General features: G+C 58.2%; 17 protein-coding genes. 8 read left to right on the top strand and 9 right to left on the bottom strand.

Translation table 11 applies throughout. From position 1 onward, the window contains the following. The 3 genes from glmS to ACR0KL_RS19945 are packed head-to-tail and all read left to right on the top strand — an operon-like array spanning window position 1 to window position 3,051. On the top strand, window positions 1-1,824 hold the full coding sequence (gene glmS, locus ACR0KL_RS19955) for a glutamine--fructose-6-phosphate transaminase (isomerizing) (protein WP_480777425.1): 1,824 nt from the start codon (window positions 1-3) through the stop codon (window positions 1,822-1,824). A 3-nt stretch (window positions 1,825-1,827) separates the two neighbouring features. After that, the gene (locus ACR0KL_RS19950) at window positions 1,828-2,370 is read left to right on the top strand and encodes a pyridoxamine 5'-phosphate oxidase family protein (protein WP_480777424.1); all 543 of its coding nucleotides are present in this window, start codon (window positions 1,828-1,830) and stop codon (window positions 2,368-2,370) included. Between the two features lie 3 nt (window positions 2,371-2,373). Continuing rightward, window positions 2,374-3,051 carry a DNA alkylation repair protein gene (locus ACR0KL_RS19945; protein WP_480777423.1) on the top strand — a complete coding sequence of 226 codons (678 nt, stop codon included), beginning with the start codon at window positions 2,374-2,376 and terminating at the stop codon, window positions 3,049-3,051. On the opposite strand, the gene ACR0KL_RS19940 is transcribed toward ACR0KL_RS19945, so the two are convergent. Continuing rightward, window positions 3,048-3,479, bottom strand: coding sequence for a hypothetical protein (locus tag ACR0KL_RS19940; RefSeq protein ID WP_170637110.1), 432 nt, complete (start codon window positions 3,477-3,479; stop codon window positions 3,048-3,050). The genes ACR0KL_RS19945 and ACR0KL_RS19940 overlap by 4 nt on opposite strands. Window positions 3,480-3,569: 90 nt before the next feature. Here ACR0KL_RS19940 and moaA point away from each other — a divergent pair, with 90 nt between their 5' ends. Both moaA and ACR0KL_RS19930 read left to right on the top strand, forming a co-directional pair. Continuing rightward, window positions 3,570-4,577, top strand: coding sequence for a GTP 3',8-cyclase MoaA (gene moaA, locus ACR0KL_RS19935; protein WP_170637112.1), 1,008 nt, complete (start codon window positions 3,570-3,572; stop codon window positions 4,575-4,577). Window position 4,578: 1 nt separating this feature from the next. Next, a complete protein-coding gene (locus ACR0KL_RS19930; protein WP_170678505.1) occupies window positions 4,579-5,901 on the top strand; it encodes a 3-deoxy-D-manno-octulosonic acid transferase in 1,323 nt (440 codons plus the stop codon). A gap of 42 nt (window positions 5,902-5,943) precedes the next feature. On the opposite strand, the gene ACR0KL_RS19925 is transcribed toward ACR0KL_RS19930, so the two are convergent. Genes ACR0KL_RS19925 through ACR0KL_RS19910 form a run of 4 tightly spaced genes read right to left on the bottom strand, consistent with a single transcriptional unit; the run spans window position 5,944 to window position 11,301 of the window. Then, entirely contained in the window at window positions 5,944-7,107 is a 1,164-nt protein-coding gene (locus ACR0KL_RS19925) for a M20 aminoacylase family protein (RefSeq protein WP_170678503.1), read from the bottom strand. 17 nt (window positions 7,108-7,124) lie between these two features. Continuing rightward, window positions 7,125-8,291, bottom strand: coding sequence for a M20 aminoacylase family protein (locus tag ACR0KL_RS19920; RefSeq protein WP_170678501.1), 1,167 nt, complete (start codon window positions 8,289-8,291; stop codon window positions 7,125-7,127). A 17-nt stretch (window positions 8,292-8,308) separates the two neighbouring features. After that, a complete protein-coding gene (argE, locus tag ACR0KL_RS19915; protein ID WP_480777422.1) occupies window positions 8,309-9,475 on the bottom strand; it encodes an acetylornithine deacetylase in 1,167 nt (388 codons plus the stop codon). Between the two features lie 5 nt (window positions 9,476-9,480). Continuing rightward, complete coding sequence (locus tag ACR0KL_RS19910; RefSeq protein ID WP_170678497.1) at window positions 9,481-11,301, bottom strand: ABC transporter ATP-binding protein; 1,821 nt, start codon at window positions 11,299-11,301, stop codon at window positions 9,481-9,483. 286 nt (window positions 11,302-11,587) lie between these two features. Between ACR0KL_RS19910 and ACR0KL_RS19905 the strand changes: the two genes are divergently transcribed. The 3 genes from ACR0KL_RS19905 to ACR0KL_RS19895 all read left to right on the top strand — a co-directional run bounded on the left by ACR0KL_RS19905 (window position 11,588) and on the right by ACR0KL_RS19895 (window position 15,371). After that, on the top strand, window positions 11,588-13,294 hold the full coding sequence (locus ACR0KL_RS19905; RefSeq protein ID WP_170375081.1) for a peptide ABC transporter substrate-binding protein: 1,707 nt from the start codon (window positions 11,588-11,590) through the stop codon (window positions 13,292-13,294). Window positions 13,295-13,390: 96 nt separating this feature from the next. Beyond that, entirely contained in the window at window positions 13,391-14,398 is a 1,008-nt protein-coding gene (locus ACR0KL_RS19900) for an ABC transporter permease (RefSeq protein WP_170375080.1), read from the top strand. Further along, entirely contained in the window at window positions 14,391-15,371 is a 981-nt protein-coding gene (locus ACR0KL_RS19895) for an ABC transporter permease (RefSeq protein ID WP_170375078.1), read from the top strand. Before ACR0KL_RS19900 ends, ACR0KL_RS19895 begins: the two co-directional genes overlap by 8 nt. Window positions 15,372-15,377: 6 nt before the next feature. Here the strand turns inward: ACR0KL_RS19895 and ACR0KL_RS19890 are convergent, their stop codons facing one another. From ACR0KL_RS19890 to ACR0KL_RS19875, 4 genes are all read right to left on the bottom strand, one after another. Continuing rightward, window positions 15,378-16,514, bottom strand: a complete 1,137-nt coding sequence (locus ACR0KL_RS19890) for an MFS transporter (protein WP_480777421.1) — start codon at window positions 16,512-16,514, stop codon at window positions 15,378-15,380. A gap of 72 nt (window positions 16,515-16,586) precedes the next feature. Next, window positions 16,587-17,864, bottom strand: coding sequence for a DUF3422 domain-containing protein (locus tag ACR0KL_RS19885; RefSeq protein ID WP_170678493.1), 1,278 nt, complete (start codon window positions 17,862-17,864; stop codon window positions 16,587-16,589). A gap of 107 nt (window positions 17,865-17,971) precedes the next feature. Then, window positions 17,972-18,328 (bottom strand): VOC family protein, encoded by a 357-nt coding sequence (locus ACR0KL_RS19880; protein ID WP_170678491.1) that lies wholly within the window; start codon window positions 18,326-18,328, stop codon window positions 17,972-17,974. A gap of 348 nt (window positions 18,329-18,676) precedes the next feature. Then, complete coding sequence (locus ACR0KL_RS19875; RefSeq protein WP_480777420.1) at window positions 18,677-20,470, bottom strand: serine hydrolase; 1,794 nt, start codon at window positions 20,468-20,470, stop codon at window positions 18,677-18,679. Between the last annotated feature and the right edge of the window lie 47 nt (window positions 20,471-20,517).

The raw sequence follows: 20,517 nt of genomic DNA, 5'->3' as shown, positions 1-20,517 counted from the left end.
ATGTGTGGAATTGTAGGTGTATTGGGTCAGCATGAGGCTGCCCCCATTCTGGTCGAAGCCCTGAAACGGCTGGAGTATCGCGGCTATGACAGCGCCGGAATTGCGACCGTCAACGATGGCGCTTTGGGGCGCCGTCGGGCCGTGGGCAAGTTGGTGAACCTGAGCGACCTTCTGGTCCACGATCCCCTGCCTGGCAAATCCGGGATCGGACACACCCGCTGGGCGACGCACGGCGCGCCCTCGGTCACCAACGCGCATCCGCACAAAGCTGGGTCTGTCGCAGTCGTCCATAACGGCATTGTCGAGAATTACCGCGAACTGCGCGCCGAGCTGGCCGAACATGGTGTGAATTTCGTGACTGAGACCGACACTGAAACCGTGGCCCTGATGGCCGCGCATTACCTGAATACTGGTCTGTCCCCAGTCGAAGCGGCCTTCAAGACCATCGACCAGCTGGAAGGTGCATTTGCGCTGGCCTTCCTGTTTGACGGTCAGGACGACCTGATCGTGGCCGCGCGCAAGGGTTCTCCGCTGGCGATCGGCCATGGAGAAGGAGAGATGTATGTGGGGTCGGACGCGATTGCTCTGTCTCCGCTGACCAACAAGATCACCTATCTTGAGGAAGGCGACCGCGCTGTCCTGACCCGCACCTCGCTGGAAATTCGCACCGAAGCCGGTGAACTGGCCAATCGCGAATTACGTAAGATCAAGCTGGATACGGCCCGCGCCGACAAGGGCGAACACAAGCACTTCATGGCCAAGGAAATCGCCGAGCAACCGGTGGTCGTAGCCGAGGCGATCCGCTCATACCTGCCGACCGGCGGAGACCGCGTCGTTCTGCCCGAGAGTGATCTGGATTTCACCAAGCTGGACCGCCTGACCATGGTCGCTTGCGGCACGGCCTTCTATGCCTGCCTGACAGCAAAATACTGGTTCGAGCAGCTGGCGAAAATGCCGGTTGAGGTCGATATCGCCAGCGAATTTCGCTATCGCGAACCTCCGATCACTGACCGCACGCTGGCCTTGTTCGTCAGCCAGTCGGGTGAAACCGCCGATACGCTGGCCGCGCTGCGCTATTGCGAGGGTAAGGCAGACAAGATCGTCTCAGTGGTCAATGTTCCCGAAAGCTCGATTGCGCGGGAAAGCGATATTGCCCTGCCCATCCACGCAGGGGTTGAGATCGGCGTTGCTTCGACCAAGGCCTTCACCTGCCAGCTGAGCGTTCTGCTGATGCTGGCGCTCAAGGCCGCCGCTGATCGGGGCACGCTAAGCGATGAGGAACTGGCCGATCACGCCGCCGCTCTGCGCGGCTTGCCTTCGGTCCTGAACGCGGCTTTGGATCAGAACCGCGCCATCCGCAAATCTGCCCAGCGCCTGTCCGAGGCGCGCGATGTGCTGTTCCTGGGCCGTGGCCTGATGTATCCGCTGGCGATGGAAGGCGCGCTGAAACTGAAGGAAATCAGCTATATCCATGCCGAAGGTTACGCGTCGGGTGAATTGAAACACGGCCCCATCGCGTTGATCGACAAGCATATGCCGGTGGTGGTAATGGCCCCGCGCGACGCCGTTTTCGACAAGACCGTTTCGAACATGCAAGAGGTCATGGCCCGCAAAGGTAAGGTCATCCTTGTGTCGGACGATGATGGCATCGTTGAGGCTGGCGATGATGTCTGGAGCACGATACGCATGCCCCACATCCACACGAACCTGACCCCAATCCTCTACTCGGTTCCGGCACAGTTGCTGGCCTATCACACGGCTGTCGCAAAGGGGACGGATGTGGATCAGCCGCGCAACCTCGCGAAATCTGTGACTGTGGAGTAAGACATGGCCAAGCAATTCCCTCATCTGGACGATGCGCATCAGAAATTCATCGCCGACCAGCACATGTTTTTCGTGGGCAGCGCTGGGGTTGAGGGGCGGGTCAATATCTCACCCAAAGGCATGGATTCACTGCGCATTCTGGAACCAAACCGGATTGCTTGGATGAACCTGACCGGCAGCGGGAATGAGACCGCCGGGCATCTGCTTGAGGTCAACCGAATGACCCTGATGTGGTGTTCCTTCACCACCCGCCCGCTGATCCTGCGCACCTATGGCGCCGCGAAGACGCTATATGCAGGGGATGACGGCTGGGACAAGCTGGCCGGCCACTTCCCCAACCACCGCAGCGCGCGGCAGATCTATGACCTCAGCATTGATCTGGTGCAGACCTCCTGCGGCTATGCGGTTCCGTTCATGGAGTTCCAGTCGGATCGCGACACGATGCAAAAATGGGTCGACGGCAAATCGGAAGATGATATCCGCGCCTATTGGGTCGAGAAGAACCAGCAAACGATTGATGGCAAACCCACCGGTGTTCCGGTCTAGACCATGCTTGCCCCCTATCTGGATCAGATCAAGGCACATGCCGATGCCGAGCGCGCCGAACAGGTCGCAGCCTATCACAAGGCCGAGCGTGCCTATCTGGGTGTCGCCGTCCCCGTTCTCAACGATCTGACCAAAGCCTGGCGCAAGGACTTGTCGGTTGCTGAGCGCGGCACCCTCGCGGATGCGCTCTGGCAGACCAACATCCACGAGGCGCGTGTCGCGGCCTCCAAACTGCTGACACAAGCGCGGATTCGCCCGGATGAGGATGTCTGGACCTTGTTGCAAAGCTGGGTGCCCGATTTCGACGCATGGGCCATCGCCGATCACGCCTGTACCGCCATGCAGAAACGCCTGAGCGCCGATCCCGCGCGGCTGGATCAGGTCGAAACATGGACCGGGTCAGACCACATGTGGACCCGCCGCGCTGCTCTGGTCTCGACCCTACCCTGGACCAAGCAGAACCACCCCAAACCAGAAGATCTGGCGCGCCGTGATCGAATCCTCGGATGGGCGGCAGGTTATGTGCCCGATCGAAACTGGTTCATTCAGAAATCCATCGCATGGTGGTTGCGGGAGCTCTCTAAACATGATCCCGACAGGGTCGTGGCTTTTCTGGAAACGCATGGCGACGCGATGAAACCCTTTGCCCGGCGCGAGGCCGGAAAATACCTGAAGGGTTAGTTGGCGTAGACCTCGACCTCGACCAACTGATCAAACGGCACCAGCAACGCCCGCATGGCATCTAGTGACAAACGGCTGCCACCCGTCTCGGGCCCCGAGGCCGGAACCAGAGTGATATAAGCCTGCGCGCCGGTTTTCGGCACAACAACCCGCGCGGTCACCTCGGAATCGACCAAGGGTGTCTGCATCCAGCGGCCCGGAGTCGACGGATCGCCCAACCCGGCAATGGTGGTCTTGGCGCCGGTCCAGTTCGCTGTCGCGGTTGCAGGCTGGATATAGGCTGAGCTTTCCGCCTCAGTAGGTGCGGTCTCTACAGCAGCAGGTGTTACCTCAGCAGCCTCATCGCGCCCCAACAAACGATCCGTTGTCGAACGCACGGTATCGCACCCGACCAGCAAAACGCAGGATATCACAAGCAGTTCTCTCATACCCCGAACCTACTACCGCTCAGGCAGCTGTACCAGACCAAAGCACAGTTCACTCTTGTCGCGGGCCTATTCCAGCTTTACCTATACCGCATGACTGCTCCGCTTATTGATCCTTTCGCCCGTGCCATCACGTATCTGCGCGTCTCGGTAACCGATCGCTGCGACTTTCGCTGTGTCTATTGCATGTCCGAGAACATGACCTTTCTGCCCAAGAAAGAGCTACTGACGCTGGAAGAGCTGGACCGCATGTGTTCCACCTTCGTGAATATGGGCGTTGAGAAACTGCGCATCACCGGTGGTGAGCCGCTCGTGCGTCGCAATATCATGACGTTCTTCAACTCCATGACCCGTCATCTGGAAAGCGGCGCGCTGAAAGAACTGACGCTTACAACCAATGGCTCGCAGCTTTCGCGATTTGCCGATGACCTCTACGCGGCGGGTGTGCGGCGGGTGAATATCTCGCTGGACACGCTGGATGAGGATAAATTCGCAGCCGTTACGCGGTGGGGACGTCTGAAACAGGTTCTGAACGGGATTGATGCAGCACAAAAGGCGGGCCTGCGGGTCAAGATCAACGCAGTGGCCCTCAAAGGCTTCAACGAACCCGAATTGCCCCAGATCACCGAATGGTGCGCGGAACGCGACATGGACCTGACCTGGATCGAGGTCATGCCGATGGGCGATATCGGCAATGAGGACCGGCTAGATCAATACTGGTCGCTCAAGGATGTGCGAAAGGAATACGAAAACCACTATAGCGTGACCGATCTGGCCGAACGCTCCGGAGGTCCAGCGCGCTATGTCCGGCTTGAAGAAACTGGCCAGAAGATCGGCTTTATCACCCCGCTGTCACATAATTTCTGCGAAAGCTGCAACCGCGTGCGCCTGACCTGCACCGGTGAGCTTTACATGTGCCTGGGTCAAGAAGACATGGCCGACCTACGCGCCCCGCTGCGCGATCATCCGGACACGGAAAAACCCTTGGAAGAGGCGATCCGCGCTGCGATCAACCTCAAGCCCAAAGGCCATGACTTCGACTATTCCCGTCAGGCCGTCGATGGCCAGATGAGCCGCCACATGAGCCACACAGGCGGCTGACATGCCCGGCTCTGACGTTCGTACGACGCTGCTGTACAAGCTGTACTGCGGCGTCACCTTTCTCGCGCAGCCCTTGGCCTGGCGAACCGTGCGAAAAAAGCTGCAGGCGGCCGAGGTCTCGCACCAGCGCCAGCAGGAGAGGTTGGGCCGTGCCAGCCTTGACCGTCCCGCAGGACAATTGATCTGGTTTCACGCCGCCAGCGTCGGCGAAAGCCTCTCGGTCCTCAGCCTGATCCACCGACTTGGCGAGCGCCTGCCTCAAGCCGAGTTCCTGATCACCTCCGGCACGCCCACCTCTGCCGCACTGATTGCCAAGCGACTGCCCCCTCGCACCCGACATCAGTTTCCTCCCCTGGACAGCGCTGGGCCTGTGCGACGGTTTCTGGACCACTGGACCCCAGACGCCGCCATTTTCGTAGAAAGCGAAATCTGGCCCCGTTTGATCGTCGAGACGGCAAATCGCGGCACACCTCTGTGCCTTCTGAACGCGCGTTTGTCTAACAAGTCCGTCGCAGGTTGGCAAAAACGCCCCGAAACAGCGCGCTTCATCCTGGACCACTTCGCGCTGTTTCTGACGCAGAATGACAAAACGGCCAAGAACCTGATCGCGATTGGAGCGGACCCACAACGCGTCCAACCCGGCACCAACCTCAAAGCGATGTCCGACCCGCTGCCGGTGGATCAAATCACGCTGGCGGATGTCCAAAGCCAGATCGGCGATCGACCCGTCTGGATCGCCAGTTCGACCCATGCAGGCGAAGAGGAAACCGTTCTGGCCGCCCACAAAGCTTTGCTAAAGCACTACGCGGACTTGCTGCTACTGCTGATACCACGGCACCCGGAACGGCGCGAGCAGGTCGCGACCCTCCTGACAAAAGCCGAACTCACATCGGCCTTCCGAACCAAGACAGACCCGATCACCAACGAGACTCAGGTCTACGTGGCCGATACCCTTGGTGAAACCGGCACATGGTACGCGCTTTGCCCGATTGTCTTTCTCGGCGGGTCTCTGAAAGAGATCGGCGGCCACAACCCGTTCGAACCCGCCCAAGCCGGGGCTGCCGTCATAACCGGTCCGGGCTACTTCAATTTTACCGAAACTTTTTCACCCCTTGTCAAAACCGGCGGGGCCGTTCAGGTCGAAACCGCAGAAGATCTGGAGAAAGCCGTCTACAACTGGCTGTCAGACGATGCGGCGCTGACCCAAGCCCGCACCGCCGCCCGCGCCTGCGTCTCAACCCAAAAAGATGCGTTGCAAAACGTGATTAAGACGCTTTGCACCACACTCAGCCTAGAGCCGAAGGATCCTTCTTCATCTGGCTGAAAATATCCCGGGGGAGTGGGGGCAGAGCCCCCACCCTCTCCATCAGGCCGCAGGCATCCGCTGTTCTACAATCTCGGCCCACCAGCTGCACCCTGCTGGAATGGCCTCATCGTTGAAATTGTACTCGGGGTGATGGACCATGGCCGTGTCGCCATTGCCCACCAAGATATAGGCCCCAGGACGTTCTTCCAGCATGAAGGCAAAATCCTCGCCGCCCATGACCAGAGGAGCCTCTTCGCAAGCACCAGACACGGAGCGCGCGACGTCAGCCGCAAACTCGGTCTGCTCATCGCTGTTCACCATAACCGGATAACCGCGGATATAGGTCACGTCCGCCGTGCCACCAAAGGTCGCTGCCAGGCCGTTGCAAATCTCGTTGATTCGCTTCTCGGCCAGATCACGCATCTCCTTGCTCATGGTGCGCACGGTGCCTTTGATCTGAACCGATTGCGGGATCACGTTGAACGCCTTCGACGAGGTCTCGAACGAGGTCACCGACACAACCACCTGATCGACCGGGTCGGCATTGCGCGAGGCGATCGTCTGCAACGCCAGCACCGCCTGTGCTGTCATAACTGTGGTATCGACCGTCTCCTGCGGTTTCGCCGCATGACCGCCGCGCCCTTCAAACGTGATGTCGAACTGATCGGTCGCTGCAAAGAACGACCCTGGACGGATCGAGAAGCTGCCCACTGGTTTGCCCGGCCAATTGTGCATCCCGTAGACCTCCTGAATGTTCCAGCGGTCCATCATGCCGTCTTCACACATCTCACGACCGCCGCCGCCGCCTTCTTCGGCGGGCTGGAAGATCACGACAACCGTGCCATCGAAATTGCGGGTTTCCGACAAGTACTTCGCTGCACCAAGAAGCATCGCGGTATGACCATCATGGCCGCACGCATGCATTGCGCCCGGCGTTTTTGAGGCATAGTCCAGCCCCGTCGCCTCGAGGATCGGCAGAGCGTCCATATCCGCGCGCAGGCCGATCACCTTGCCTTTGCTGTCCGACTTGCCCTTGATCACACCAACAACGCCTGTGCGGCCAATACCGGTGACAACCTCATCGCAACCGAACTCTGTCAGCTTTTCGGCCACCAGAGCGCTGGTGCGGTGGGTTTCAAACAGGATTTCGGGGTTTTCGTGCAGGTCGCGTCGCCATGTGGTGATCTCGTCCTGCAATTCCGCAAAGCGGTTTTTAACTGGCATATCTTGTCTCTCCTAAATCATTCGGCCGGCATCCGGCGTTCGACCATTTCAGCGAACCAGCTGCAGCCGGCGGGTATGGCGTCATCATCGAAATTGTATTCTGGGTGGTGACACATTGCGGTGTCTCCGTTCCCTAGAAAGATGTAGGCTCCGGGCCGTTCTTCAAGCATGTAGGCGAAATCTTCCGACGGCATGATCGGATCGGTGCCATCGTTCACCTTTCCGGCCACGGCTGCAGCGGCCTCAGCGGCATAGCTGGTCTCGGCCTCTGAGTTTACCGTCACCGGATAGCCTGGGGTCCATTCTACTATAGCGGACGCGTCAAAAGCCGAGGCCGTATCTTCGGCAATCCGGCGAACACGCTGTTCCGCGATCGCGCGGTACTCGGGGTCAAGCGTTCTTACCGTGCCTTTCAGACGGACCGTATGCGCAATCACGTTTGAGGCCACGCTGTCCGTCTCAAACGTGCCCACGGTCAGAACAACCCGTTTGATCGGATCGACGGTGCGGGCCACAACAGATTGCAAAGACACAACAATATGCGAGGCGACAAGCGTTGTATCCACCGCCTCATGCGGGGCGGCCGCGTGGCCACCCTTGCCGGTGACGGTAATTTCAAACTCGTCCGACGAGGCCAGCAGGGCTCCGGGCCGGATGGCAAATTCACCAACCGGCAGGCCGGGCATGTTGTGCATGCCGTAGACTTCCTGAATGCCCCAGCGCTCCATCAACCCGTCCTGACACATGGCGAGACCTCCGGCGCCGCCCTCCTCGGCCGGTTGAAAAATCAGCACGGCGGTGCCATCGAAATTCCTCGTCTCGGCCAAGTACTGCGCAGCGCCCAGCAGCATCGAGGTGTGCCCGTCATGCCCACAGGCATGCATCTTGCCCGGAACGGTCGAGGCATAGTCCAGACCCGTCGCCTCTTCGATCGGCAGGGCGTCCATATCTGCCCGCAATCCGATCACCCGACCCTTGGTATCCGAGCGGCCCTTGATTACAGCCACAACGCCAGTCTTACCGATGCCCTCGGTGATTTCATCGACACCGAAGGCCTTCAGCCGTTCCACAACAAAACCGGCGGTCTCGTGAACTTCATACATCAGTTCGGGATGAGCGTGCAGATGACGGCGCCACTTGGTGATCTCTGCCTGCATTTCGGCAAGTCTGTTTTTGACCGGCATTTTGGACCTCCTTGGGATCAGGTGGACAGTTTCTCGACTAGCCGCTGCATGAACGCATGGCCTGCTTCGAACTGCGAGACCGAAATGAACTCATTCGGTTGATGGGCCTGCGCGATGTCACCCGGGCCGCAGATGACCGCTGAGTAACCTGCTTCCTGAAACTGCCCGGCCTCGGTGCCATAGCTGACCACATGGCTTGCGTTGTCACCGGTCAGGGCGCGAACCAAGGCTTCGGCCTCGCCATCCTTTTCGGGGACCAGACCGGGGATCGAGAAATTCTCGGAGATTTCGATCCGCGCTTCGGGGTGAACGGCTTGCATTCGCGCCTCAACCGCGCGCACCTGTTCGAAATAGGCATCACGCCACGCGGCTTTGCTTTCATCCGGCACCGTGCGGAAATCCAGCATGAAATGGCAATCCTTGGCTGTGATATTATGCGCGGTGCCGCCTTCGATCATGCCTACATGGACCGTGGTCCAGGGCGGATCGAACACCGCTGCCGCTTCGCTGGTTGTGGCCCCCTGATTGCGGGCGTTCTGTTCATTCGCCCAATTGATAAGCGGCGCGGCTTCCATGATGGCATTTACACCTGTGTGCATGATCGAGCTATGAACCTCGAACCCGACCATATGCGTGTCATAGCCAAAACCGCCCTTGTGGCCGGTGACAGCCTGCATTGTCGAAGGTTCGCCCACGATCACAGCCGAGCCTTTGGGCAGCACCTTGTTCATCGCCTCGATCATTGGCGGAGCGCCAGTGCACCCGACCTCTTCATCGAAGCTCAACGCCAGTTGCAAGGGGCGCTTGAGACCCGCATCGCGCGCCTCGACCAGTGCCCAGATCGCCAGCGCGTCAAAGCCCTTCATGTCGCAAGTGCCGCGTCCGTAATACTTGCCGTCCTTTTCAGTGACAGTGAACGGATCCGTGTCCCAGGGTTGACCGTCCACCGGGACGACATCGGTGTGACCCGAGAGGACAACGGCCCCCTCTTCCCACGGGCCGACATGCGCAAAAATCGCCGCCTTGTGCGGCTGATCCGGGTCCGGCCAGCGATGGGCCTCGATACCGTGTTCGTTCAGGTAACCTTCGATCCAGTCCACCAGCGGCAAGTTTGTGTCACGGCTTACAGTCGGGAATGAGATCAGTTTGGTCATGATCTCAAGCGGCGTCAGACGCTGTGGCATATGTGTTAGTACCCGCTATCCGTGGTCAGGATGAAATGGCCCGGCTCAACCTCGTTGTAATTCGACGGTTCTGGCGCGTATCCAATTGGATGAATGGGCGACGGTATCGGCTTGAAATTCAAGTCTTTTTCCGATTTTCGTTTGTTCGGGTCCGCGATTGGAACCGCCTTCAACAGCGCCTGCGTATACGGGTGCTGCGGGTTCTCAAATACTCTTGCGCGCGGTCCCAATTCGACAATCCGGCCCAGGTACATAACGCCCACATGGTGGCTGACCCGCTCGACAACGGCCATGTCGTGACTGATGAAAAGGTAAGACAGGCTCAGCTCGGATTGCAGCTCCATCATCAGGTTCAGCACCTGCGCCTGCACCGACACGTCCAGCGCCGAGACCGCCTCATCCGCGATGATCAGTTTCGGGTTCAAGGCCAACGCGCGGGCGATTGCGATCCGTTGGCGCTGGCCGCCAGACATCTCATGCGGGAAACGGCGCATGAAGCTGCGCGGCAGTTGCACCTTGTCGAACAGCTGCGCCACGCGATCTTGCAGCTCCGACCCCGAGGCCACGCCATAGTTGCGCATCGGTTCGGCCACTTGGTCGATCAACTGCATCTGCGGATTGAGCGAAGCGAACGGGTCCTGAAAGATCATCTGCATATCCAGCCGCGCTTTGCGCAGACCGGATTGGTCTAGCTTCATGATATCGACGCCGTCCAGATTGACCTCACCCGCCATCGGCTCGACCAATCGCAGGATCGAGCGCCCGGCCGAGGACTTGCCGCAACCCGATTCGCCAACGAGGCTGAGCGTCTGCCCTTTGTTCAGCGTGAACGAGACATCCTCAACAGCATGAACGTTTGAGATCGTCCGGCGCAGCAAGCCGCCTTTGACCGGGAAACGCGTGGTCAGGTTCTTGACCGTCAGTAGTGTTTCTTCCGTGCCTGGAATCGGAGCGATATTTTGCCCCTCGACGCCAAGCAGTTTCATCGGCTCGGGCGCGGCCTTCCCCTGCATCTCACCCAGTTTCGGCACCGCAGCCAGCAGCGCCTTGGTGTAGTCATGTTGCGGGTTTTCGAAAATTTCGGTGACCGGGCCCTCTTCGACCTTGTTGCCACGGAACATGACCACGACGCGGTCGGCCATCTGTGCCACAACGGCCATGTCATGGGTGATAAACATCACCGCAGTGCCGGTTTCGCGTTTCAAACGGTCCATAAGAGCCAGAATCTCAGCCTGAATGGTCACGTCCAATGCGGTCGTCGGCTCGTCCGCGATCAGCAGACGCGGCTCGCACGCCATCGCCATTGCGATCACCACGCGCTGGCGCATGCCGCCTGAAAGCTCGTGCGGGTACTGCTTCAACCGGCGCTCGGGTTCGGGGATTCGCACCTGCCGCAGCAGCTCCAAAGCGCGTTCTTCGGCCTGCGTCTTGGACATGTCCTTGTGAATGCGCAGCCCTTCGGTCAGTTGCCGACCAACGGTGAAAACCGGGTTCAGGGCGGTCATCGGCTCCTGAAAGATCATACCGATCTCGTTGCCGCGAATCTGTTTCATTAAATCCTGATCGGCATCGGCCAGGTCCATCTCGGCCCCGTCGCGGCGGTCAAACAGCAGCTCGCCACCGGCGATTTCGCCTCCGCCAAACTCAACAAGACGCATCAGAGACAGAGATGAAACCGACTTGCCCGAGCCCGATTCGCCAACAATACAAACCGTTTCGCCCGGATTCACCTCGAACGAGACGTCCTCAACGCCCACGACCGGGCCGTCTTTCGTCTGAAACTCCACCCTCAGTTTTTTGATCTGGGCAATTGGTTGATCCAGCACGCGCGCGCTCCCTTTTGGGTCGTTTTGTTTTTATGGATGCCGAACGCTAAGGCGGCGAGCCAGGAAAAGTCAAACGCAATGCACGATTTCGTGACGGCAAGGCTTGCAATTTTCCTAAGTTCTGTTTCGATACCCGCGTAACCGACAACCAGCGAAGGCAGAAATCGCGTTGCGCGAAATGCAATTGCTATTTCTAACAATGCCTTAGCCAATAGTCGGCAACGCCAAATCCGCAGGCATTGCGGAGATAATCGAGACACGCAAGTGTCCAATTCGGGAGTGACTTATGAAGATCAAAACCCTTTTGCTTGGTGCGATTGCAAGCACGGCGATGGCCCCAGCGGCCTTTGCCGAGCGCGGATCGGACGGCAATGTCAGCATCATTTATTGGCAGGCTCCGTCAATTATGAACCCGTTTCTGTCGGGTGGCACAAAAGATGTTGAGGCAGCCTCGCTGGTTATCGAACCGCTTGCACGCTACGACCAAGACGGGAACATGGTGCCGTATCTGGCTGCTGAAATCCCGACCGTTGAAAATGGCGGCGTCAGCGAAGACCTGACCACCATTACCTGGAAAATTGCGCCTGGCCTCACATGGTCGGACGGTACTCCGTTCACCTCGGCCGACGTGGTCTTTACCGCAAACTACTGCATGGACCCCGAAGGCGGTTGTGCTCAGGTGACCAAGTTTGAAGGCGTCACCGATGTCGAAGCTGTCGATGACCTAACCGTAAAGGTAACGTTCGACGCACCGACCCCCTTCCCCTACGGACCGTTTGTGGGTGGTGAAAGCCCTATCATTCAGGCCGCTCAGTTCGCTGACTGCATGGGCGCAAAAGCCCCTGAATGTACAGATCAGAACTTCAACCCAATCGGCACTGGCCCGTTTGTCGTCACCGAGTTCAAGCCGAACGACGTGATCACATTTGCCGCCAACGACAACTACCGTGACCCGGCCAAGCCGGCATTTGCCAGCGTGACCTTCAAAGGTGGCGGCGACGCAACTGCTGCTGGCCGTGCGGTTATGGAAACCGGCGAGTTTGACTATGCCTGGAACCTGCAGCTGGCCCCAGAGGTCATCGCGCAGATGCAGGAAGGTGGCAAAGGTACTCCGGTCGCAGGCTTTGGCCCGCTGGTCGAGCGTATCATGCTGAACCAGACCAACCCGTCGCCCGACCTGCCGGAAGGTGAGCGCTCGACAGCCGCGCATCCGCACCCATTCCTGCAGGATCCGGCCGTTTACAAAGCCATGTCCATGGCCATTGACCGCCCGCTGCTGGTGGAAATCGGCTACGGTCAGGCTGGCAAGGTGACCTGTAACTGGGTTCCGGCTCCGGCTGCGTTTAGCTCGACCTCGATGAGCTGTGACACGCAGGATATCGAAGGCGCTAAAAAGCTGCTGGATGACGCAGGCATCGTTGATACCGATGGCGACGGCATTCGTGAAAAAGACGGTGTGCCGCTGAAAATCGTCTACCAGACCTCGACCAACGCTGTGCGTCAGGACTTCCAGGCACTGATCAAGGAATGGTGGAGCCAGATCGGCATCGAATCCGAACTGCGCAACATCAACGCATCGGTCTTCTTCGGTGGTGACCCTGGTTCGCCTGACACCTTCCAGAAGTTCTATGCCGACGTTGAGATGTACGCCAACACCTTCAACGGCACCGACCCGCAGTCCTATCTGGGCAACGGTCTTTGCGACAAGGCACCGAAGCCAGAATCGCAGTGGCAGGGTGAGAACATCAGCCGCTTCTGCAACGAAGAGTTTGACGCCTTGCACGCCAAACTGGCTGAAACCGCGGGTCTGGAAGCCCGTGCGGAGATCGCCAAGCAGCTGAACGACATCATGGTTCAAAACGGCGGTATGATTCCGCTGGTGCACCGTGGCCGTCTGTCGGCGCATGCAAACACCCTGGGTGGTGTTGTCCTGAACGTTTGGGACAGCGAGCTGTGGAACATTGCGGACTGGTACCGCAAGACCGGTTCCTAAGCGTTAATCTTGCAATATCGCGCCCCGATCTTTATCGGGGCGCGGTCATTTGCAGACCACTCCAACAAAAAGACGCATCAACAAAGGCGCCTTTGAATGCTCAACTTTACCATCAGACGACTGGTGCTGGCCGTACCCACGCTGCTGTTCATCAGCCTCGTCATCTTCCTGCTGCTCGAGCTTGCCCCAGGCGACCCGATGGCACAGGTTCCCCTCACCGTCCCCCCCGAAGTCAAAGAGAAGATGCGCGAGGCGTTAGGCCTTGGCCAGCCGATGCATATCCGGTTCTGGAAATGGATCGTGCAATTCTTCTGGATCGAACCGCAGGTTCTGATCGACCATATGTTTGGCACCACCTTCTCAGAAGGTGACCTGCGTGTGATTTCGTGGCAGACCCGCTCGCCCGTCATGGACATCGTCGTTCAGCGTATCCCGCAGACCCTGTGGGTGGTTGGCACCGCCTATGTGGTTGCTATCCTGATCGCCCTGCCCATCGGCATCTATTCCGCATACCGCCAGTATTCCTGGTTCGACCAGATGGGTACCTTCGTGTCGATGGTCGGCTTCTCGGTCCCGCCCTTCTTCTCGGGCGTGCTGGTGATCGTGATCTTCTCGGTCCAGCTGGGCTGGTTCCCATCGATCTATGACACGACTCACGTGGTGAATAGCTGGGATAGCTTCGTCGTACAGCTGAAACAGATGATCATGCCGGTCATGGTGCTGGCGCTGCAGATCACGGCGCAGTTGAGCCGCTTCATGCGCGCTTCAATGCTGGACAACCTCAACCAAGATTACGTTCGTACCGCCCGCGCCAAAGGGCTGAGCGAATACACGGTTGTGATGGTCCATGTCCTACGCAACTCGATGATCCCGGTGGTTACCGTTATTGCGCTGGGTATTCCGGCCATCTTCGGCGGCGCAATCATCACCGAGCAGGTCTTCAAGGTGAACGGTATCGGCCAGTTGCTGATCGGCGCGATTCAAGCCAACGACCTGCCGATGGTGCAGACGCTGACCTTCATCTTTGCCGTGTTGATCGTTCTGTTCAACCTGATCGCTGACGTTCTGTACGGCATTCTGGACCCGAGGATTCGCTATGACTGATACCGACAAATCAGACACGCTGGTCCCCGACGAAGGACTGGCCCCCGCTTCAACCGCATTGCCGACTGCGGGCGTGATGGACGACCTGGCCACCCCACCCCGCAGCCAGTGGCGCGATGTGTGGGATCAGTTCAAAACGCACAAAGGCGCGATGATCGGAGCGATCCTGTTCATCTTCATCGTCGCAGGTGTGTATTTGGGGCCGTACCTCTGGAGCATCGACCCAACCCAAATCGACATCCGGTCGCGTAATCAGGGCCCCAGCTGGGCGCACCCTTTCGGCACAGATCAGCTGGGCCGGGATATTCTGGCGCGGATGATGTCGGGGGGGCAGACCTCGGTCTCGGTGGGCATCACGGCTATGTTGCTGGCGTTGTTTTTGGGGTCGTTCATTGGTGTGATCGCAGGCTTCTTCAAACGCCTCGACGGGCCGTTGATGCGACTGACCGACCTGTTCCTCGCACTCCCCCTGCTACCGCTGCTGCTGGTCATGATGCTGCTGTTCCGCGAGCCTCTGTCCGCCGCATTCGGGCTGGAGCGTGGAATTTTCATCCTGATCGTCTGCGCCATCGGCATCACCTCATGGATGCCCACGGCCCGGATCGTACGCGGCGACGTGTTGGCCATCAAAGAGCGTGAATTCGTTCTGGCCGCACGCTCCATCGGCACCAGCAACCGGCAGATCATCACGCGACACATCCTGCCAAACGTGCTGTCTCCGATCATGGTGTCGGCAACGCTGGGGATTGCGACGGCGATCATCACCGAAAGCGCGCTGTCCTTCCTCGGGCTCGGCTTCCCACCGGACTTCCCGACTTGGGGCCGCTTGTTGTTTGATGGCGTCGACTATCTGCAGCAATACCCCGAGCGTGTGTTCTGGCCCGGCCTTGCGATCTCGCTGACTGTTCTCAGCGTGAACTATCTGGGCGATGGCTTGCGTGATGCGCTGGATCCGCGCATTCGCGGCCGGTGACAAAACTCAGTCGGCGCGCTTCAGCGCGCCGGCACAGACCACGATAAGCACCGCAAGCGGCAGCAAGACACCAAACGCCATCCGCAGCGACAGCAACTCGGCCAGAAACCCGATCAGCGGCGGTCCGATCAACAGCCCCCCATATCCTAGCGTCGCGACACTGGCGATAGCCTGTCCCGGTGGGGTGTTTGGGTCGTTGGCGGCCCGGCTGAACGCCAAGGGCATGATCACCGCATAACCGACCCCCATCAGCGTGAACCCAACCAGCGCCAATGGCGCAGCACCGGCAGACACCACGCAGAACACCCCTATCGCAGCAAAGACACCACCACCCCTCGCCGCTGCGACCGGGCCGACGCGCGCGATGAGGAAGCCGCCTGCCAAACGACACACCACCATTGCTACCGAAAAAACAGCATATCCCAAGGCTGCGACGCTCTCAGCGGCCCCAGTAACGTCGCGCAGGAAAAGGGCGCTCCAATCTGCGACCGCACCTTCCCCCAACGCACCGCATAGCGCGGTGAAACCAACGAGGATCAACACCCCGGACGGGAATGCAAACACGGCACCTTGAGACTGCTCCGCGCGGCGCGACGTCCATCGCACCCATGACATAGCCAGAGCCAAGGCGACAACAACACCCCCCGCAACCAGGAAATGCTGCAGAACAGTCGCATCCAACTGAACCGCTGCAAATCCACTGACCGCCCCGAGGCCGGCACCAAGGCTCCACATCGCATGAAATGAGGACATGAGCGGTTTGTCGTAAGCCTGCTCTACCTCGGCTGCCCAAGCGTTCATCGCCACGTCCATCGAGCCATGAAAGGCACCGAACAGAAACAGGAACGCCGCAAGCATGGTGAAGCTGTCGGCCAGCGCCAGCAAAACCAGCGAAAAGGTGTACAGCACCGCGATGATCCGCGTGATCGATACGGCCCCAAACCTGTCGGTCAATCGCCCAGTAACCGGGAAGGAGCAGACGGCACCTGCTGCCATGAATAAAAGGCCATAACCAAGCTCTTCATGGCTGAGGTTCAGGTGATCGCGCACCGCCGGAATGCGAGAGGCCCAGATACCGAACAGGGCACCATTCAGCGCGAACATCGCGGTGACGGCGCGCCACGCAGAAACGACACTGATCATATTAAAGCTCCGCTTGTTTGATGCGCTTCGCCGGCTACTAGTACAACGCTACCAAACAGAGGCAAGCGCCGCTCACTCCAGCCGACGCCGAATTCTGCGGACGCCCACCCAAACGGCCAGAATGACCGGAACCGTGACCAAAGCAGTCAACATTCCCTTGCTGATCCCCGCCGACGTCAGAGGATACAGCAGATAGCTGACCAGTGAGACGGCGTAGTAGCTGATGGCAACCACCGACAACCCCTCGACCGTTCGCTGCAGGCGCAGGGCCTGATCAGCGCGGCGGTCCATGCTTTCCAACAAGGCCTGGTTCTGCGCGCTGCGTTCCACGTCCACACGTGTTCGCAGCAGATCTCCGGCGCGGATGGCCCGGTCTGACAGGGCCTGTAGGCGCAATTCAGTCGACTTCACGGTCCGCATCGCAGGGTCATAGCGGCGCATCATGAAATCGGCAAAGGTCTGCCCCCCCATGAACCGCTCTTCCCGCAAAACCTTGACGCGTTGGTTAACGATGGCCTCGTAGGCACCCGTGGCCCCAAACCGAAAAGAACAGCGTGCCGAGATCGTCTCCAACTCGGTCGAGGTTTTTAGAAGCTGCGGTAGCATATCATCGGGATGTTTGCCGCCATCGGTCATCTCGCCCATCAGCGCGGTCAGCTTCTGATCCAACTCGCCAATGCGCGTTGTCAGAGATTTGACCCGCGCAAACCCCAGCATGGACATGGCCTTGTAGGTCTCGATTTCGCACAGGCGCTGGATGATCCGTCCAACCCGGCGCTCTCCAGTTCCATCCGACACGAACAGCGCAAACCGCATGTGCCCTGCGGGGTCGATGCGAAAATCGCTGGCGCAGATCGCGGCATCGTCTAAAACGCGCGACACAGCAAGGCTTTCGGGTTCGAACCAATCCGGTAGCAGGTTCTGGACGACGTCATCCACTGGGCGCGGAACAACCCGTAGCAAAGCCGACGTGATCCTTTGGCCGGGACTGGCCATCATCCAATCCGGGGGGAAGACTTCGAAGTCGGCGGGGTTGAACGCCCGCTCACTCACGTTCTGAGAGATCGCGGTAAAGGTTACGAACTCAGTGTGTTGCTCCCACTTGAGCCAATAGCGTCCGATCTGCCCCGCATAGTGGGTCGCGTCGGGCTGAGGGTGCTGCGCGCCGTGGCGATCCAGCAGATTGATCAAATGCGCAATGTCGTCCTGCCGGTCCCCACCTTGCGACGTGCCGGGCTTCTTGATCGCCAGAAAGGCAACCGTGCATGGAACCTGCGCCACCGGAAAAGGTCGGGCGTGCAGTTCATTGGCAAGCCGATAGCGTAAAGGGTGGTCATCGATTGGCGTCATGCGGGGCTCCGATTCATCCGACACACTATACGGCACACCCAAAATACATCAATTCCCATTTTATTTCAGATACTTACAAGAATGCGACGGTATACATTCCAGCCAATTCATTGATTTGGCTGCCATAGCTCGATGGGATTGCCCTCGGGATCGTGGATACGGGCAAATTTGCCCACCTTGCTATCCCAATCCGGATTGGTTTCGACGGTGATGCCTGCGTCCTGTAGCTGAAGTGTCAAAGCGGCCAAATCATCAACCCTGAAATTGATCATCCACTGCTGCTCGCTTCGGCCAAAATACGCGGTATCCTGCGCAAAGGGTGCAAAGACCGTATAGCCTTCGGCCTGCTTCCAAGGGACCGGATCGTAGTGGTTTACCCCCAGGTGCTTTTCATACCATTCACTCAGGGCCTTGGGGTTCTTGGCGCGAAAAAAGACCCCGCCGATTCCGTTTACTTTCTCCATGAACTTGCTCCCACACAGTGCCTGTCAGACCTAAAATAGCATATCAAGCCTGCTTCATCTGGCTGCAATACTCTGGAGGCGCGAAAGCCAAGCCCGTTTCAAAGTAGAAAAGAAAAGGGCGCCCGCAGGCAAGGCCCTATAGGTAAATGTTGAAAGAGGTTGAGAGTTCAGCCTCTTTCCTTTTGTGCTCAGATTGAGAAGTTCGAAAATTGCCGCCAACTATCAGACGTTCGATTTTGGTGCAGCGAAGGATCGCTTCGAGCCCAAAGGAGACAACTTCATGTGCTGCGCAGGTTGGCTTCGGATGGCGAGCAATTTCACCGCTAAGGGCAGATGAAGATCGAAGACCTAGCTGTCGCGCTGTTTCGCAAATTTGGGCGGAGCAATGCCAGGAACGATTGGCACACGCACTCCATCTACGCGATCATCAGTGCCGCTTTCAAAGGTCATGGTCATGTGGTGCAGGTGGTTTTCAGTAGATTGGTACTTGGTTTCGAATGTTTCGCCATCGTAGGGCTCTAGGGGGAAGGATCTTCCATCAAATGTTTGAAGGAGCGCATCTCCCTGCCTCTTCACTACAAATGTTCCGTATCCAGGATGATGGTACGTTCCCTCATATGCATCGAAAGGAAGACGCGGTTGGTTCGCAGAATTGCGTCCCGCTTCAAAGGCCGCCTCCGCGGCAGCTTCCCCTTCTGTTCTTGCCTGATCGAGTGCCAGAAAATGTGCAATAATACGGTCGGTATCCGGTTCACCGAGCAGATGGGCAAGGACCACTTGATGGGTTGCGATTACGCCATTGGTTAAGTTCATGTTCATCAGAACGGCCACACCCAGACCAGTATCCGGTACGAAGGCTATAGACGTCCGAGCACCGTTAAAGGACCCGCCGTGATCAAAGGTCAGATGTCCCATAAACATGCTTTGAGCGAGGCCCAACCCATAATTGTAGAGCGCCCCGCCAACCAAGGGCCGAAATACTTCAGCTGGCATGTGAGATCGTCTGATCCAAGAAATGCTTTCCTCAGAAATCACCTGATCATCACCGGCCCGTCCGTTCGCCAAATGGCACTTGATCCACTTGATCATTTCATCGGCGGTCATATAGAGGCCAGCAGTGGGCGCGAAGTAGCGCGTGTCACAAAATTCGATCTCTTTGATCTGCCCGTCAACGAGACCGTAGCCCTTGGCCAGACGACCGGTTGCGGTCGCTTCCGCGCGGACAAACGTTGCCTTCACGCCGAGGCGGTCTAGGAGGCGTTCCTGCATTAGGTCTTCAAAGAACTCACCGGTCGCGGCCTCAAGTATCGCACCCGCCGAGGTGTAAATTATGTCTTGGTATTGGAAATGGTTTCTGAAACTGTGAGATGGAGCGAAATGCTGCAGCCGGTCCAGAAGGTGGCGGCGAAAATCTCGGCCGTCATCCGGAAGTTCGCGCGCAACTCCGTGTGCGAGCAAGTTTTCATGATAGGGAAGGCCTGATCGGTGGCACATCATGTCCGTTAGCGTCATGTCGCGAGTAGCGGAAGGGTCCATCATTTGAAAATCTGGGAAGTACTCCCTGACAGGCGTGTCCCAAGAAACTATGCCATCATCGACAAGACCTCCGACCAATCCGGCTGTATAGGATTTCGTGGTGGAAGCCACCAGCATTACCGTTTCCGGTGTGAAAGGCTCATTGCGTGCCACATCCCGAAACCCAAAGCCCTCACGGAAGACGATGTCTTCGCCACTACACGCGACAACTGCCATTCCAGGTGCGGAGAATGCACCAAGGACTTTTTCGAGATCGTCTCTTAGAGCATCTACGTCAAATCTGCTCGAAGAATGAGAAGCGGAAATCGCCGGGGTGGCAAGTGCGGAAACGCCAAAAGTTGTTGAAGTTAAAATGAACTCTCTACGGTTCGGCATCTCGTTCTCTCCATTTGGGTTATCGAAGTGTATCGCGTGAACGAAGTAATAAAAGTAACAAGTTGCATTGCAAGTATGCGGCGAATGATTTGATGCTCTCAGCTCGAATTCTTCCTTTAAGGGATGAAACCTCCGACGTCGGTTTTGTCCGCAGAGCAGCCTTAGCGTAACGCAAAAACGAACGGCGTTTTTTTGCTTGCCGAGTTCAGAAACTGAAGAGATCCCGATCATACACAAAGCCCTTTGCAATACCGAGTTTCATAGCTGGGCTCTTGTGT

The sequence above is a fragment of the Ruegeria sp. C8 genome, assembly GCF_056537565.1.
The sequence above is the reverse complement of the archived record's forward strand: the minus strand, read 5'-3'. Positions and strand labels throughout refer to the sequence as shown.